Source organism: Streptomyces sp. ADI95-16 (assembly GCF_003721495.1).
GTDB classification, from domain to species: Bacteria; Actinomycetota; Actinomycetes; order Streptomycetales; family Streptomycetaceae; genus Streptomyces; species Streptomyces goshikiensis.
Window position 1 is genome coordinate 3,627,100 of the sequence record NZ_CP033581.1, and the last position, 16,584, is coordinate 3,643,683.

12 protein-coding genes are annotated in these 16,584 nt (G+C 74.3%); 7 read left to right on the plus strand and 5 right to left on the minus strand.

Annotated features, from left to right (window positions below; all coding sequences use genetic code 11):
- Positions 1-4: 4 nt before the first annotated feature.
- The gene (locus EES41_RS15880) at positions 5-1,408 is read right to left on the minus strand and encodes an MFS transporter (protein ID WP_284681870.1); all 1,404 of its coding nucleotides are present in this window, start codon (positions 1,406-1,408) and stop codon (positions 5-7) included.
- Positions 1,409-1,626: 218 nt separating this feature from the next.
- On the opposite strand from EES41_RS15880, the gene EES41_RS15885 reads away from it, so the two are divergent.
- Positions 1,627-2,595 (plus strand): YafY family protein, encoded by a 969-nt coding sequence (locus EES41_RS15885; RefSeq protein ID WP_123079007.1) that lies wholly within the window; start codon positions 1,627-1,629, stop codon positions 2,593-2,595.
- 57 nt (positions 2,596-2,652) lie between these two features.
- Here EES41_RS15885 and EES41_RS15890 read toward each other — a convergent pair whose 3' ends face one another.
- On the minus strand, positions 2,653-3,630 hold the full coding sequence (locus EES41_RS15890) for an RNA polymerase sigma factor RpoD/SigA (RefSeq protein WP_123079009.1): 978 nt from the start codon (positions 3,628-3,630) through the stop codon (positions 2,653-2,655).
- Between the two features lie 545 nt (positions 3,631-4,175).
- Between EES41_RS15890 and EES41_RS15895 the strand changes: the two genes are divergently transcribed.
- Positions 4,176-4,826, plus strand: coding sequence for a Uma2 family endonuclease (locus EES41_RS15895; protein ID WP_123079011.1), 651 nt, complete (start codon positions 4,176-4,178; stop codon positions 4,824-4,826).
- A 108-nt stretch (positions 4,827-4,934) separates the two neighbouring features.
- Here the strand turns inward: EES41_RS15895 and EES41_RS15900 are convergent, their stop codons facing one another.
- Positions 4,935-6,473, minus strand: a complete 1,539-nt coding sequence (locus EES41_RS15900; RefSeq protein WP_123079013.1) for an MFS transporter — start codon at positions 6,471-6,473, stop codon at positions 4,935-4,937.
- An 83-nt stretch (positions 6,474-6,556) separates the two neighbouring features.
- A complete protein-coding gene (locus EES41_RS15905) occupies positions 6,557-7,219 on the minus strand; it encodes a TetR/AcrR family transcriptional regulator (RefSeq protein WP_123079015.1) in 663 nt (220 codons plus the stop codon).
- A 282-nt stretch (positions 7,220-7,501) separates the two neighbouring features.
- Here EES41_RS15905 and EES41_RS15910 point away from each other — a divergent pair, with 282 nt between their 5' ends.
- Positions 7,502-8,779, plus strand: coding sequence for a M6 family metalloprotease domain-containing protein (locus EES41_RS15910; RefSeq protein ID WP_123082493.1), 1,278 nt, complete (start codon positions 7,502-7,504; stop codon positions 8,777-8,779).
- 25 nt (positions 8,780-8,804) lie between these two features.
- On the opposite strand, the gene EES41_RS15915 is transcribed toward EES41_RS15910, so the two are convergent.
- Positions 8,805-9,755 (minus strand): endonuclease/exonuclease/phosphatase family protein, encoded by a 951-nt coding sequence (locus EES41_RS15915; protein ID WP_254211456.1) that lies wholly within the window; start codon positions 9,753-9,755, stop codon positions 8,805-8,807.
- A gap of 132 nt (positions 9,756-9,887) precedes the next feature.
- On the opposite strand from EES41_RS15915, the gene EES41_RS15920 reads away from it, so the two are divergent.
- The 4 genes from EES41_RS15920 to EES41_RS15930 all read left to right on the plus strand — a co-directional run bounded on the left by EES41_RS15920 (position 9,888) and on the right by EES41_RS15930 (position 16,579).
- A complete protein-coding gene (locus EES41_RS15920) occupies positions 9,888-11,444 on the plus strand; it encodes a glutamate synthase subunit beta (protein WP_123079017.1) in 1,557 nt (518 codons plus the stop codon).
- A 215-nt stretch (positions 11,445-11,659) separates the two neighbouring features.
- Positions 11,660-11,785, plus strand: coding sequence for a hypothetical protein (locus EES41_RS43830; RefSeq protein WP_284681868.1), 126 nt, complete (start codon positions 11,660-11,662; stop codon positions 11,783-11,785).
- An 85-nt stretch (positions 11,786-11,870) separates the two neighbouring features.
- A complete protein-coding gene (locus EES41_RS15925; RefSeq protein WP_123079019.1) occupies positions 11,871-15,167 on the plus strand; it encodes a lantibiotic dehydratase in 3,297 nt (1,098 codons plus the stop codon).
- Positions 15,164-16,579, plus strand: coding sequence for a lanthionine synthetase C family protein (locus EES41_RS15930; RefSeq protein WP_123079021.1), 1,416 nt, complete (start codon positions 15,164-15,166; stop codon positions 16,577-16,579). Before EES41_RS15925 ends, EES41_RS15930 begins: the two co-directional genes overlap by 4 nt.
- The last annotated feature ends 5 nt before the right edge of the window (positions 16,580-16,584 follow it).

Genomic DNA, 16,584 nt, shown 5'->3' on the forward strand with positions numbered 1-16,584 from the left:
GGAGCTACGCGGTGGCCTGGGGGCCGCCCGAGCGCTGGTCCATCGGGACCGCCTTGCGCGGCAGCGCGAACATCACCGCGAAGATCACCAGCATGACGGCCACGACCCACCACAGCGCGCCGCGGAAGGCGTCGACGTACTGCGGGCCGAACGGCACGCCGTCGTCGATCCAGCCGAAGTAGACCACCGAGGTCAGACCGAGGCCGAGCGCGTTGCCCATCTGACCGGTGGTGTTGATCAGGCCGGAGGCCGAACCGGCGTGCCGGGGCGGCACTTCGGACAGCACCGTGTCGGTGAGCGGGGCCACGATCAGGCCCATGCCGACGCCCATGACGATCAGCGGGAGCGCCATCTGCCAGGAGGCGATCTCCATGCCGTAGTGGTCGGACTCCCAGATGTAGAGGAGCACGCCCGCGGCCATGGTCAGCGCGCCGGCCTGGAGGACCTTGCGGCCGAAGCGGGGCACGAGCTTCTGGACGGACATGCCCGCGGCCGCCGAGACGGCGACGGAGAACGGGATGCCGGTGGTGCCGGCGCGCAGGGCGCTCCAGCCGAGGCCCATCTGCATGTACAGCGTCCAGACCAGGAAGAAGATGCCGGTCGCGATGCCGAAGGTCAGCTGGACGGCGATGCCGCCCGCGAAGCTCTTGACCTTGAAGAGCGAGAGCTCGACCAGCGGGGAGCCGTCCTTGCGGATCTTGTACTTCTCGTACGCGATGAAGCCGGCGAAGACGAACGGCGAGGCGATCATCAGGGCGAAGCCCCAGGCCGGCCAGTCGTTCTCACGGCCCTGCGTGAGGGGGAAGATCAGCATGACCAGGGCGAGGGTCGCGAGGACCACGCCCACCAGGTCGAGGCGCAGGGCGTCGGGGGCCTTGGACTCGGTGATGAACTTGCGGCCCAGCAGGACGCCGGCGATGCCGACGGGCAGGTTGATCAGGAAGATCGGGCGCCATTCGAGGCCGAGGATGTTCCACTCGGTGAGCAGGGCGCCGAGCATCGGGCCGGAGACGGCGCCGAGACCGACGATCGCGCCGAACATGCCGAACACCTTGCCGCGCTCGTGGGGCGGGAAGGTGACGTGGACGATCGCCAGCACCTGCGGGACCATCAGGGCCGCCATGCCGCCCTGGAGGATGCGGGAGGTGACGAGGATGGCCGGGTTCGCGGCGACGCCGCAGAGCAGCGAGGCGGCGGTGAAGCCGGCGATGCCGATGAGGAAGAGGCGCTTGCGGCCGTAGATGTCACCGAGACGGCCGCCGGTGATCAGGCCGGCGGCGAACGCGAGGGCGTAACCGGCGGTGATCCACTGGATCGCGCTGGTGGAGGCGCCGAGGTCCTGGCGCATGCTGGGTATCGCGATGTTGACGATCGTGACGTCGACCAGGTCCATGAAGGCCGCGGTCATCACGATGGCGAGGGCCAGCCAGCGGCGGCGGTCGGCGGGCGAACTCGCCGCCGGGTTCGGTGTCGCTCCGTCGGTGAAGGGTGGCGCCTCGGTCCGCTCTTCCGGTACGGGCCCGGTCTCTCTTACGGGCGATGTCTTGGACGTCTCGGTGGTCATGAGGAGAAACCTAGACGGCATATAGGTCAGATGATGTCCTAATTGGCTGCCAATCTGGATCCATGACCGACACTCCGGCCCGGCTGCTGACCCTGCTGTCCTTGCTCCAGACCCCGCGCGAATGGCCGGGGAGCGAGCTGGCGGCGCGCCTGCGGGTGAGCGCGCGGACGATCCGGCGGGACATCGACCGGCTGCGGGAGCTCGGGTACCCGGTGGAGGCCACGCTGGGCGCGGACGGCGGCTACCGGCTGGTCGCGGGGGCGGCGATGCCGCCGCTGGTGCTGGACGACGAGGAGGCCGTGGCGATCGCGGTGGGCCTGCGGGCGGGCGCCGGGCACGCGATCGAGGGCGTGGAGGAGGCGTCCGTACGGGCGCTCGCGAAGCTGGAGCAGGTGCTTCCGGGGCGGCTGCGGCACCGGGTGGGCGCGCTGCAGTCGGCGACGGTCGCGCTGACCCGGGGCGACGGGCCGAGCGTGGACCCGCGGACGCTGACGACGATGGCGTCGGCGGTGGCGGGGCCGGAGCGGCTGCGGTTCGCGTACCGGGCGCGGGACGGGGCGCCCTCGCGGCGGCTGGTGGAGCCGTACCGGCTGGTGAGCGCGCGCAGCCGCTGGTACCTGGTGGCGTACGACCTGGAGCGGGAGGACTGGCGGACCTTCCGGGTCGACCGGGTCGCCGAGGCGTTCGCGACGGGGGCGAGGTTCACGCCGCGGGAGCCGCCGATGGACGCGGCGGCGATGGTGGCGCGGGCCCTGCGGGGCGGGCAGGCGTACGAGGTGGACCTGACGTTCGCCGGGGTGACGGCGCAGGAGCTGCCGACGTGGCTGCGGGGGGCGGCGGTGGCCGAGGAGGGCGGCTGCCGGGTGCGGTTCCCCAGCGGGGACTCGCCGGAGTGGCTGGTCGCGCGGGTGGCGCTGACGGGCCTGCCGTTCACCGTGCGCGGGCCGGACTTCCTCGTCGCCGCGGCCGCCGCGCTGGCCGCCCGCCTCACGGCGGCGGCGGACTCGGGCGCGGGGCCGGGGCCCGGGTAGGGAGAGAGCCCCCGGCGCCTGGGGGGATAGGCACCGGGGGCTCGTACGGGGGCCGCGTCAGGCCACGGCGTCGAAGCCGGTGTCGCGGGCCATCTTCTTCAGCTCCAGCAGGGCGTGCTTCTCGATCTGGCGGATCCGCTCGCGGGTCAGGCCGTGCTGCTTGCCGACCTCCGTGAGGGTCCGCTCGCGGCCGTCGTCGATGCCGTACCGCATCTTGATGATCGAGGCCGTGCGCTGGTCGAGCTTGCCCAGCAGGTCCTCCAGCTCCTCGCTGCGCAGCAGCGAGAGGACGGACTGCTCCGGCGAGATCGCGGAGGTGTCCTCCAGGAGGTCACCGAACTGCGTGTCGCCGTCGTCGTCGACCGACATGTTCAGGCTGACCGGGTCGCGCGCCCAGTCCAGTACGTCGCCCACGCGCTTCGCCGTGGTGTCCAGCTCGGCGGCGATCTCCGCGTGCTCCGGGTCGCGGCCGTGCTCGCGGTTGAACTCGCGCTGCACCCGGCGGATCCGGCCGAGCTCCTCGACCAGGTGGACGGGGAGGCGGATCGTCCGGGACTGGTCGGCGATGGAGCGGGTGATGGCCTGGCGGATCCACCACGTCGCGTACGTGGAGAACTTGAAGCCCTTGGCGTAGTCGAACTTCTCGACGGCCCGCACCAGGCCCGCGTTGCCCTCCTGGATCAGGTCGAGCAGGGGCAGACCACTGCGCGGGTAGCGGCGGGCGACCGCGACGACCAGGCGCAGGTTGGAGCGGATGAAGACTTCCTTGGCCCGCTCCCCCTCGGCGGCCAGCGCTTCGAGCTCCTCGCGCGCGGGCGCCTCGCCCTCGCGCTCCGCCTCGCCGTCGAGGATCTGCTGGGCGTACACGCCCGCCTCGATGATCTGGGAGAGCTCTACTTCCTTGGCGGCGTCGAGCAGCGGGGTGCGCGCGATCTCGTCCAGGTACATGCCGACCAGGTCGCGGTCGGCGATCTCCCCGCCCACAGCGCGGGCGCTGCTGGTGGACTGACGACGGGCGACGGCGCGGGTTGCCATGCGTGCTCCCTTGCGAAGTGTTCGGTCGCGGTGCGTGCGGCTGGTGTCTGCTGCTGGTGTCTTCGGACACTCTCCCGAGTGCCCGCTTCCGAAGGAAACAACGACTGGAATCGGGACAGAATTCCCGCGCCGGTCCCTCGTTTTCGAGATCTTGCAGTATCCTGCCCCGCCGATCCCCGCCCATGGCGGGGATCGTAGCCCGGAAACCTCGAAGAGGTGCAGGTCAGGCCAGGTTTCCCGGGGGACGCGGCGAACCTCGTGGACTTTTACAACTTCCACAACGTTGAGACCGCCGTCACACGCGCGGCCCACCACCCCTGCCTGCACTCCGACCCGGAAGACGACCCCGGCCGACTTCCGGTTGCCTGGACTGACGATCGAGTACCCGGAAAACCAGCATCCATCCCTTTTCACCCGAACCCGCGTCACCCGTCCGGGTGAGCGGGCGGCATATCCCACGGGCATGGGCAGACGGGCTCCTAGCGTCGGAGGGCCGCTTGTGCCGCACGGCCGGCGGCGCCCACACTTGAGGAGGTGCTACACCCATGACCGCTCTCGCACACGAGATGTTGGAGGCCCCCATGCCCAAGGCCGCGACTCCTCCGTCAGAACTGGACGAGGCCCTGTGGCAGGCATGGAAGGCCATGGAACTCCCCGAGGGCTTCCACGCCGAGATCGTCGAGGGGTTCATCGAGGTGTCACCGACCGGGCGCTTGTCCCACAGCAAGATCACCAATGGGTTGCGGCGAACCCTGGACAGATTCCTGGAGCGGGGCGAGTTCGCCGCCTTTCAGGACACCAATGTCATCCACGGGCAGAAGGTCTGGATCCCCGACGTCCTGATCGCGCCCGAGGATGTGGACCTCCACGGCACCGAGGACGGGATCGGCATCAGAGCCGAGGCCGTGCGGCTCGTCGTCGAGGTCGTCTCGCCCGGGAGCGACAGCATCACGCGCGACCGGACCCGCAAGCGCCGTGCGTACGCCCGCGCCGGGATTCCGGTCTACGTGCTCATCGACGACTACGACGACGGCGGAACCGTCACCGTCCTCAGCAGGCCGGACCGGGAGAAGGCGATCTACGGCGACGAGGTCCGGGCCGCGTACGGGGCCGCCGTCACCGTTCCCGAGGGGCCCGCCAAGGGCTTCGTCATCGGCGAGGACATCACCGGGCCCGGTCAGCCGCGGAGGGGTTAACCGCGGGTCAGCCGAAGCGGAGGGCCGAAGCGGAAAAGACCGACCCCGCTTCGTTCGAATTCGAACGAAGCGGGGTCGTCAGTCATTCCCGGACGCGCGGCGGCGCCGTCAGTGGGCGATCACCGGGATCTTGACCGCGGCCTCGGCCTCGGCGCCGTCGCCGGAGGCCACCGGGCCGCCCGTGCCCGGACGCCCCGTGGTGATCAGGGTGAGGGCGATGGCCGAGCTGGCGGCCAGGATGCCGACGGCCCACCAGATGGCGGAGGAGTAGCCCTCCACCATGGCCTGCGCCTGGATCAGCTTCGCGGCCGGGCCGCCCGCCGCGGCCTCGGCCGCGTGGTCGGTCAGGTACGCGGTCGTCGCCGAGGCGGCGATCGTGTTCAGCAGGGCGGTGCCGATCGCGCCGCCCACCTGCTGCGAGGTGTTGACCATCGCGGAGGCCACACCGGCGTCGGCCGGGTTCACCCCGTGCGTGGCCAGGGACATGGCCGGCATGAAGGCCGTACCCATGCCGAGGCCGAGCAGCAGCTGCGCCGGCAGGATCAGCGCCGGGTAGGAGGATCCGACCTCCAGCTGGGTCAGCAGCAGCATGCCGACCGCGGCGAGCAGGAAGCCCGGGCCCATCAGCAGCCGCGGCGCGACCCGGGTCATCAGCCGGGCGCCGATCTGGGTGGAGCCCGTGATCATGCCCGCGATCATCGGCAGGAAGGCGAAGCCGGTCTTGACGGGCGAGAAGCCCTTCACGACCTGGAGGTAGTACGTGAGGAAGAGGAACAGGCCGAACATCGCGATGACGGCCAGACCCAGCGAGAGGTAGACACCACCGCGGTTGCGCTCCAGCAGGACGCGCAGCGGCAGCAGCGGGGACTTCACGCGGGACTCGACGAACACGAACGCCGCGAGCAGCACGGCGGAGGCGACGAACATGCCCACCGTGACCGCGTCGGACCAGCCGGCCGACTCGGCGCGGGTGAAGCCGTAGACCAGCGCGACGAGGCCGAGCGTGGACAGGACCACGCCGGGGATGTCCAGCGGCGCGCGGTTGCGGCCGCCGGCGGGCTCACGGATGACCAGCCAGGCACCCACGGCCGCGACGATCGCGAACGGGATGTTGACGAAGAAGGTCCAGCGCCAGTTCAGGTACTCGGTGAGGAAACCGCCGAGGATCAGGCCGACCGCGCCACCGCCACCGGCGATCGCGCCGTAGATGCCGAACGCCTTGGCGCGCTCCGCGGCGTCGGTGAACATGACGGCCAGCAGGGAGAGCGCGGCCGGGGCGAGCAGCGCGCCGAAGGCGCCCTGGAGGCCACGGGCACCGAGCATCATCGCCTCGCCGTTCGCGGCACCGCCGAGCGCGGAGGCCAGGGCGAAGCCGATGAGGCCGACGATGAAGGCGTTCTTGCGGCCCCACTTGTCGGCGATGCGGCCGCCGAAGAGGAGCAGTCCGCCGAAGGCCAGCGCGTACGCGGTGATGACCCACTGGCGGTTGCCGTCCGAGATGCCCAGATCGCTCTGGGCGGACGGCAGGGCGATGTTCACGATGGTCGCGTCGAGCACGACCATCAGCTGGGCCAGGGCTATGAAGACGAGTGCCTTCCAGCGGCTGGGGTCGGCAGCCAGCGGCGAGGTCGCGGCTGTTTTTGGCATGGGAATACCCACTCACTGTGCGGAATGACTGAAAGATCAGGTTTAGGGAAGGTTTTCGACGCTAGCGGGCGCGACCCGGGGCGTCACATGGTTTTCCGTCTCAGGACGTCGAGCGTGACCGCCTCGCCGGGCAGTTCCGAGCGGCCCGGGGCCCGCAACCCGTCGAGGAACAGCCCGAGGTGACGGTGTACGAAGCGGTCCACCTGCGGGCACGCCGTGCCGGGCAGCGGGCGGCTGAGCTGGGACAGCGCCATCATCAGGTCGCCGACGCCGATGTCGGCGCGGACCAGCCCGCTGTCCTGGCCGGCGGCCAGCAGCGCCTGGACCGCCTCTTCCAAGGCGTCGCGGGACGCGAGGAGTTCGGGGTGCTCGCGGTCGAAGTCGTCGGCGAGCATGGGACACAGGGCGCCGATCCGCTCGTCCGCCGCGGCGTGCGTGAAGCGGCGCAGCGCGGCGAAGGCGTCGGGCTCCTCGGCCAGGGCCCGCTCGGCGTGGGCGCTGACCCGGTCCGTCACGAAGAGCACGACGTGGTGGACGAGGGCCGCCCGGTCGGGGAAGTGCCGGTAGAGGGTGGCGTTGCCGACCCCGGCCCGGCGGGCGATCTCGTCGAGCGGGGCCTCGACACCGGACTCCACGAGCATCTCGCGGGCCGCGACCAGGATCCGCTCGCGGTTGCGGACGGCGTCGGCGCGCGGCTTGGGAACGGCGAGGACAGGAGCCGCCGGTGTGGTGGTGGGGCTCTTCATTCCGCAGGCCTCCTGGCTCTGGGTCGGGCGCTGGCGCTGGTGTCCGTACGGCCCGCGTCCGGGCGGTCGGCCCCAAACGGGGAGCCGGTCCCCGGTTCGTGGGACTCTGATGCAAACGGGGATTCCATCCCCGGTTATTTCACCCTCCCGTGTGAGCCGGCTCACAGCCCACTTCCCGTTCGGCCCCACTCGACGCGCGGGCGCGTCGCAGCCGACGGAGGGTGAGCCCACGGAGTGCAGACCGGGCCCGGCCGGCTGCCGCGGACCCCGAAGGCGATCTCCATGCCGCAGACCCGCCGCCGGATACGCAGACCACGCCGCACCCGCGCGTGCGTAGGCCTCACCGTGCTCGTCCTCGGCGTCACCGCGACCGCGAGCACCGGAATATCCACCCGGAGCCACTCCGCCGCGGGACCGGTGGCGGCGACCGCCGAATCGGCACTCGCGCCCTGCCGGATCGCCGGCACGATGGGCGTCCAGATGTCCGAGGGCCTGCCGACCCCGCCCGGGTACTCCCGGTCCACCGGCGAGGTCCGGGCGCTGAACCTGATGATCGACTTCCCGGACGCCAAGGGCGAGGGCACGGCCGCCGACCGGCTGGCCGAGTTCTTCCCGCAGACCTCCGACTGGTTCAGGACCAGCTCCTACGGGCGGCTGACCTACCGGTCCGAGGCCCCCATACGGGACTGGCTGCGGATGCCGATGCCGTTCGCGGCGTACGGGATCGAGCGCGGGTCCGCCTACGAGCCGGGCTACCGGCAGCTCGTCGAGCACATCGTGAAGGCCGCCGACCCCGAGGTGGACTTCAGCCGGTACGACCTGGTCAACATCCTGGTCACGCCGAACGCCGGGCCCTCCGCGCTGGACACCGTCCTGTCGGTGACCTTCTCCGGGAACGCCGAGGCGCCGGTCGCCGACGGGGTGCCGCTCGCCAACACGTCCTTCATCTACAGCCGGCAGGACGACGGCTCGGGCTCCTACCGGGAGACCGGCTTCCGGGTGCTCCCCCACGAGAACGGGCACGTCTTCGGACTGCCGGACCTGTACACCGCCGAGGGCGGCGGCGCGGTCGGGCACTGGGACATCATGAGCGAGGACTGGGGCGCCAACAACGACCTGCTGGGCTGGCACAAGTGGAAGCTGGGCTGGCTGGACAGCACGCAGATCAGCTGCGCCGCGAAGTCGGGCGTCAGCGACCACACCCTGTCGCCGCTGGCGGCGGGGGGCGGCATGAAGCTGGCCTTCATACCGCTGTCGGAGAGCGCCGGGTACGCGGTGGAGGTGCGGACCCAGGCCGGGAACGACCAGGCCGTGTGCGAGCCGGGCGTGCTCATCTACAAGGTGGACTCGGACGTGGACACCGGGCGCGGCCCGGTGATCGTGTCGGACAGCGCGAACACCAGCGGCGGCTGTACGCGGCGGCCCAATGTGCACGCGGAACTGTCGGACGCGCCCTTCAGGCCGGGCGAGACCTTCACCGACGAGAAGGCGGGCATCAGCGTCTCGGTCGTCGGCGAGCTGCGCAACGGGAGCTACCAGGTCCGGGTCACCCGGCCGTGACGCGGAGCCGCTCCCGGGCTCCCGCTCAGAAGCGGAACGAGGCCGCCACCGGGAGGTGGTCGCTCGACGTCGCCGGCAGGGTCCAGGCGGACACCGGCGACAGGCCGCGGAACAGGATCTGGTCGATCCGGGCCACCGGGAACGCGGCCGGCCAGCTGAACCCGAGCCCCGCGCCGGCCGCCTCCTGGGCCGGGCGCAGCCCGTTGCCGCCGAGCAGCGGGGCCACGGCGTCGTCGCGGGTGCTGCTGTTGAGGTCGCCGAGCAGCAGGGCCCGCCCGGGCGGGCCCGTACGCACCTCCTCGGCGAGGCGCAGCGCCGCCGCGTTGCGCCGGCCCGCGGTGAAGCCGGCCGCGCGCACGCGGACGGAGGGCAGGTGCGCCACGTACACCGTGACGGGGCCCTGCGGGGTCTCGGCGGTGGCGCGCAGGGCGCGGGGCAGCGGCATGACCGGGAGCGGCCGGGTGCCGGTCAGCGGGTAGCGGCTCCAGAGCCCGACGGTGCCGTGGGCGTAGTGGTACGGGTACCGCTCGGCGAGCACCCGCTCGTACGTGGAGGCCGCGGGCTCGACTAGCTCCTCGACGGCGATGAGCTGGGCCCCCGAGGCGGCGAGGGCGCGGGCGGTGCCGGCGGGGTCGGGGTTGTCGTCGTCGGCGTTGTGCGTGACGGCGGTGAGGTCGGCGGCCGCTCCGGCGGGCGCGCGGTGGTCGGCGACGAGGGCGGGACCGAACAGGGCGGCCCAGACGAGCGCGGGCACCAGGACGGCAGCCCGCGCCACCCGGGACCGCCGCACCAGCGCGGCGGCCAGCAGCGGCGCCACCGCCAGGCCGGTCCAGGGCAGCAGCGTCTGGACGAGGCTGCCGAGGTTCCCGGGCCGGTTGGGGATCCAGGCGTGCAGCAGCATCACCGCCGCCAGGCCGACGGCCGCGGCGGGGGTGAACCGCCCCCGGCCCTGGTCGCGCATCACGTTCCGGATCATGCCCTGTGGACGCCCCGCGGCGGGGTTCCCGGTTCCCGCCGCCGCGGGCCGGGCCCGGAGCGGGCGGGACGACGGGAGATGGCGGGGGTGTCGGCGTAGCCTGAGGTGGCGGCGCGAAGAGGGAGGCGGCGCATGACCGATCCGTTCGGGTTCATGAAGATCCCGCGGCGTCCGGTGCCCGCCCGTCCCGTCGAGGCCCGGCTGGGGGACTGGCGCGAGGTGTACGCGGGTCAGGCGCTGCTGCCGCTCGTCTCCGAGCAGGCCAACCGGTGCATGGACTGCGGTCTGCCCTTCTGCCACAGCGGCTGCCCGCTGGGGAACCTGATCCCCGAGTGGAACGCGTACGCGGCCCGCGGCAACTGGCGCGCCGCGTACGACCGGCTGCACGCCACCAACAACTTCCCCGAGGTGACCGGCCGGCTCTGCCCGGCCCCCTGCGAGGACGCCTGCGTGCTGGCCATCAACGACGACCCGGTGACGATCAAGAACGTCGAGCAGGCCATCGCCGACGAGGGCCTGCGCCGCGGCTACCTCGCGCCGCGCCCCCCGGAGCGGCTCAGCGGCAAGACCGTGGCCGTCATCGGCTCCGGCCCGGCCGGACTCGCCGCGGCGCAGCAGCTGACGCGCGCCGGGCACACCGTCGCCGTGTACGAGCGCTCCGACCGGCTCGGCGGGCTGCTGCGCTACGGGATACCGGAGTTCAAGCTGGAGAAGGAGCAGGTGGAGCTGCGGCTCGGCCAGATGCGGGAGGAGGGGACGGTCTTCCGTACGGGGGTGCACGTCGGCGGCCCGGCGGGCGGAGCGGGAGCCGGATCGGGAGGCGGCCCGGCGGGCGGAGCGGGAGCCGGAGCGGGCGCCGTGTCCCTCGACGCGGCGCACCTGCGGCGGCGGTTCGACGCCGTCGTCGTCGCGGTCGGCGCCCTGGAGGGCCGGGAGCTGCCCGTCCCCGGCCGCGAGCTGTACGGCATCCACCAGGCGATGGAGTACCTGACCTGCGCCAACCGGGTCCGCGAGGGCGACTACCCGGTGTCCCCGGTCAGCGCCGAGGGCCGGCACGTGATCATCGTCGGCGGCGGGGACACCGGCTCCGACTGTCTGGGCACCGCGCTGCGGCAGGGCGCGCTCTCGGTGGTCCAGCTGGACATCAACCCGCTGCCCGGCGAGACCCGGCCGGAGCACCAGCCCTGGCCGGTGTACCCCAAGGTCTACCGGATCTCCCACGCCCACGAGGAGGCGCGCGGCCGGGCCGGCACCGACCCCCGGCTCTTCGCCAGCGCCACCCTTCGCTTCGAGGGCGACGCCGAGGGCCGCGTCCGGGCCCTGCGCCTGACCGCCGTGGAACCGGTGGCCCGGCGGCCGGTCGGCGACAGCGAGCGCGTCCTGCCGGCCGAGCTGGTCCTGCTGGCGCTCGGATTCCACGGCCCGGAGCGGACCGGGGGCCTGCCCGACGGGCTCGGCCTGACCTGGGACGCCCGCGGCACCTTCGCCCGCGACGCGGCCTTCGCCGCGCTCGGCGGTCCGCGGGCATCCGGGGTCTTCGTCGCCGGGGACGCGGGGCGGGGGCAGTCGCTGGTGGTGTGGGCCATCGCCGAGGGCCGGTCGGCGGCCGCCGCCGTCGACCGCTACCTGACCGGCTCGACCGAACTGCCCGTGCCGGTCTCGGCGTACGACGTTCCGCTGACGGCCTGACGCCTGACGCCTGACGGGCTGACGGGCTGACGGGCTGACGGGCTGACGGGCCGTCGGCCTGACGGGCTGACGGGCGGGCTCCGGGGCGTTGATCGGGCGTCGATCCCGCGTCGAACGCACGTCGTTCCGGGCTTCGTACGGTTCTCACATGCCGCCGGGGACAAGCCCGGAGGACGCCGCCGGAGACGGGGGCACACCGCAATCAAGGAGACGTCATGACCAACGTCAACGAGCTGTTCGAGCTGGACATCATCGAGATCGCCGCCCCCGTCGAGGACGAGCAGGCCGACGCCCAGGCCGCGACCGGCTCCTGGCCGTTCTACTGCAAGACCACCATCTAAGGGTCGGTCCTGCAGAAGCACTAGTAGAGGCGGCCCTCCCCCGGGCCGCCTCTCTTGTTCCCCCGCTCTTTCCTGGAGGCTCCCCGTGGCGGCACCCGCTCCCCACCCGGGCGGTGACACCCCCGTTCCGTCGGCGTTCCGCTGCTCGGACACCCTGCTGTTCCGGGCCGCGCCCCGGCCGCCGGAGCCGCCCGGCACCGAGCACGACGAGGACGGCGCTCCCGACGGGCCCGGCGCCACGGAGGCGGACCTGCGGGCCCGTCTCCGCCGCGCCGCGGCCGACGCCCGGCTCCGGGAGGCGGTCTCGCTGGCGAGCCCGTCACTGAGCCGCACCCTCGACGCGGTGCTCGCCGGGGAGCCGGTCCGCGTCAAGCAACTGCGGCGCGCGGTACGGGCGCTGGCCCGCTACCGGCTGCGGATGTCCGGGCGGGCCACGCCCTTCGGCACCATGGCCGGGGTCGCCGCCATCGGCTTCGGCGAGGCGCCCAAGGCCGGCTGGGGCGAGCGGCACCGCAAGGCCGTCCGGCCCGACATGGGCTGGCTGACCGAGGTGGTGGCCGGCCTGGAGCGGGAGCCCGGCGTCCTGCGGCCGCTGCGCGTCACCGCCAACGACCTGTGCTTCGTACGGGGCGACCGGCTGGTCGTCCCGTACGTTCCCGCGCCCGGCGCGGGTTCCCGGCCGGCCGCCCAGGAGGTCTCGGTGCGGGCGAGCGAGGTGGTGCTGCGCCTGATCCGGCGCGCCGCCACCCCCGTCCGGTTCGCCGACCTGGTCCCCGAACTCGTCGCCGCCTACCCCGGGGTGGCCGCCGCGACCGTGGAGCGGCTCCTCGTCGACCTCATCGGCTCCGAGGTGCTCCTGACCGAGCTGCGGCCGCCGCTGGACGGTCCCGATCCGCTCGGCCACGTACTGGCCCTGCTGGCGCGGGGCGCCGGGGCGGGAGCGGAGGCGGAGGAGCTGCCCGAGGACGTGACCCGGACCGTCGCCGAAATGGCCGCGATCCAGCGCGAGTTGACCGCGTACGCGGTGGCCCCGCTGGGCTGCGGGCTCGACGCCCGGGACTCCGCGCGCCGCCGGATGACCGCCCTGCACCCCTGCGACCAGCTGCTCCAGGTGGATCTGGGCCTCGACGTGGACATCCGGCTGCCGGAGGCCGTGCGCGCCGAGGTGGAAGCGGCCGCCGAGGCGCTGTGGCGGCTGGCCTCCGCCCGGCCGGGCCCGGCCCATCTGCGCCAGTACCACGAGGACTTCCTCGAACGCTACGGCGCCGGGCGCTCCGTACCGCTCAAGGAACTCCTCGATCCGGACAGCGGCCTCGGCGGTCCGGCCGGGTACCGGCTGCCCGCCACCGCGCGGACCTTGCGCGGCACACCGGCGGACCCGCGCGGGCCGCAGGACCAGGACCGGCTGCTGACCGAGCTCGCCCAGGAGGCCTCCCTGGGCGGCGAGCGGGAGATCGTGCTGGACGACGTACTCCTGGAGCGGCTGGCCGGGGGCGCCCCGGACGCGCGCTCGGCGCCCCCGCCGCCCCTGCCGCCGTCGTTCGAGATCCTCGCGCAACTGCTCGCCGCCACCCCCGAGGCGCTCGCCGACGGGGACTTCAGGCTGGTCGTCACCGGTGGGGCGCGCACCGCAGGGGCGCACGCCGGGCGGTTCGGGTTCGTACTCGGCGCCGACGACGCCCGGGTCACCGAGCTGGTCCGGCAGGTGCCCGGGGCCGCGCCGGGCGCCGTCACCGCGCAGCTGAGGTTCCCGCCGCCGCGCGGCGCGACCGCCAACGTGGCGCTGGTGCCTCGGCGCCTGGAACACACCATCACCCTGGGCGCGTTCGCCGACCGCTCGGACGGGGCCGAGGGCGCCGAGGGCACCGACCGCGCCGACGGCACCGACCGCACCGACCTCGGCGCGTCCGACCTGGCCGTCGTCGCCGACGTGCACCGGCTCGCGGTGGTCGCGCCGCGGCTGGGCCGCGAGGTCGTACCCGTCGTCCCCAGCATGCTCGCGACGGTCTGGCACGCGCCGAACGCCGCCCGGTTCCTGCACGAGGTGACCGAGAACGGGCTCCCGGCCTGGCCGCGCTGGCGCTGGGGCACCGCCGACGCCCTGCCGTACCTGCCGAGGGTCCGGCGCGGCCGTACCGTGCTCTCCCCGGCCCGCTGGCGCCCGACCGACCCGGCGCTCCAGGACCGGGCCACCGACCCGGGCGCGTGGGAGCGGCTCTTCGACGCCTGGCGCTCCCGCTGGCGGGTGCCCGACCGGGTGGAGAGCGTCAGCGGCGACAACCGCATCGCCCTCGACCTGCGCCGACCCTTCCACCGGGGGCTGCTGCGCGACGAGTGGCTGCGGCGGCCCGGCGGCGTCCTCCAGGAGCTGCCGACGAGCTGCGGGTACGGGACGGGCTGGCTGGCCGAGGGGCCGGAGGGGGAGGGGCCGGAGGGCCCGGGCCGGGTCAACGAGATCGCGTTCCCGCTGGTCCGGCGGGAGCCCCCGACGGCCGCGCCGGTACGGGGATCCGCCGTCCGGCCGGTGGCCGCCGTGCCCGCGCCCCGGCGCGTCCGTACCGCGTACGGTCCCGGCTCGCGGTGGCTGTACGCCAAGGTGTACGGCTCGGCCGAGCGCCAGGACGAGCTCCTCGCCCACCGGCTGCCGAGCCTGCTGGAGGGGCTGCCCGGCGCGGTCGACCGCTGGTTCTACCTGCGCTACCGCGACCCCGACTCCCACCTGCGGCTGCGCTTCCACGGCGACCCGGCCGCGCTCACCGGGGACCTGCTGCCCCGCCTCGCCGCCTGGTCGGACCGGCTCGCCGCCGACGGGCTCGGGGGCCGGCTGGTCCTGGACACCTACGAGCCCGAACTCGAACGCTACGGGGGCCCCGCCGCGGCGGCCGCCGCCGAACGCGCCTTCCACGCCGACAGCGTCGCCTGCCTGGAGCAGGCCGCGCTGCTGGAGCGCCGCGAACTGGCGCTGGACCGCACCGTGCTGACGGCCCTCGGGTACGTCGACCTGGCCTGCCGGACCGTCGGCACCACGGAGGGCGTCCGGCACCTGATCGACCGCGCGGCGCCGCCGGGGGCCGCCGAGCCGGCCCGCGCCGCCAAGGACCTGGCGCGGGAGCTGGTCGACCCGGCCGGCGGCTGGCGGCACCTGCGCACGCTGCCCGGCGGCCCGGCGCTGCTCGCCTGCTGGGAGCGGCGCGCGCCGGCGCTGGACGCGTACGGGACGCTGCTGCGGGAACTCGGCGCCGGCCCGGGTCCGTTGGACGCGCTGCTGCACATGCACCACAACCGCCTCACCGGCATCGACCGCCCCGCGGAGGAGCGCTCCTTCGCCCTGGCCGCCGTGGCGCTGCGCAGCCGCCTCGACCGTACGAGGGCCGAAGCGTGAGCGCGCGGGAGCACGAGGCCCTGCGCGCGCGGGCCGCCGCCGCCGTGACGGCCGTCGCCCGACGCCTCGCGGACCCCGCCGCCGCGGACCACCCGACGCCGGGCGTCTCCCCGTTCCGCGCGGCCAGCCTCAGCGACGGCGCCCCGGGCATCGCCCTGCTCCACGCGGAACTCGGCGCCGTGGCGGGGGGCGATCCGGCGCACCGGGACGCCGCTCTGCGGTGGGTCCGGCGGGCCGCCGCGCTCACCGCGCTCGCCGGGAAGACGCCGGCCCCCGGGCCGCAGGGACTGTACGGGCCGCTGGCCGCGCTGTCGTTCGCCCTGCACCGGACGGCCGACGGCCCGGGCGCGCAGAGCGCGGCCCGCTCCCACCTCCGGGAACAGGTGGCGGAGCTCGCATCCGCCCGCGCCGCCCGCGAGGAACGCCGCCTCGCCGAACACCCCAACCCGGGCCCAGCCTCCGGCCCAGGCTCGGGCCCCGGCCCCGGCCCCGGCTCCGGCTCCGGCTCCGGCTCCGGCTCCGGCTCCGGCTCCGGCTTCACTACGTTCACCGCGTACGACGTGATCAGTGGGCAGACCGGGCTCGGTGCGCATCTGCTGGAGCTCGGCCGGCCGGCCGAGGCCGCCCTGGCACGGGTGCTGCGGGCGCTGGTCGGGCTCAGCCGACCGGTCCGGACCCACGACCGCGGCCTGCCCGGCTGGTGGGTGGCGCTGGACGGCGCCTCGTACCAGCCGGTGGCTCCGGCGCGCGGGCACGCCAACCTGGGCATGGCCCACGGCATGCCCGGCCCGCTGGCGCTGCTGGCCATCGCCTGGCGGGAGGGGGTCCGGGTGCCGGGCCAGCGGGCCGCCGTCACCGACCTCGCGCAGTGGCTCCTCGCGCGGCGGTGCGCGGACGCCGCGGGCCCCTGGTGGCCCGGCCAGCTGTCGCTGGGGCCCGCGCAGCCGGAACCCGGCCGCCCCTCCTGGTGCTACGGCACCCCCGGCATCGCCCGGGCCCTCCAGCTGGCGGGCCTGGCCCTGGAGGTGCCGCAGTGGCAGGAGGCCGGCGTCGAGGCCCTGCGGGCCGCGCTGGTCCGGGCCGACCCGGACGGCCCGGCCCGGGCCGGCGGGACGGCCGAGGCCGGGCTCTGCCACGGGCTGGCGGGGCTGCTCCAGATCACCTGGCGCGCCGCCCGCGACAGCGGCGATCCCGAACTCGCCGAGCGGGTCCCGCAGCTGGCGGCCCGGCTGATGGAACTCCTCGACGAGGACGCGCCGTTCGGCTTCGCCGCCGCCCCCGGCGTACGACCGCCCGAGGAGCATCCGGGCGGCTTCCTCACCGGCGCGGCCGGGGCGGCGCTCGCCCTGCACACCTTCGCCCGCGACGCCGAGCCGGCCACGCGCTGGGACCGCGCGCTGCTGCTGGCCTGACCTGC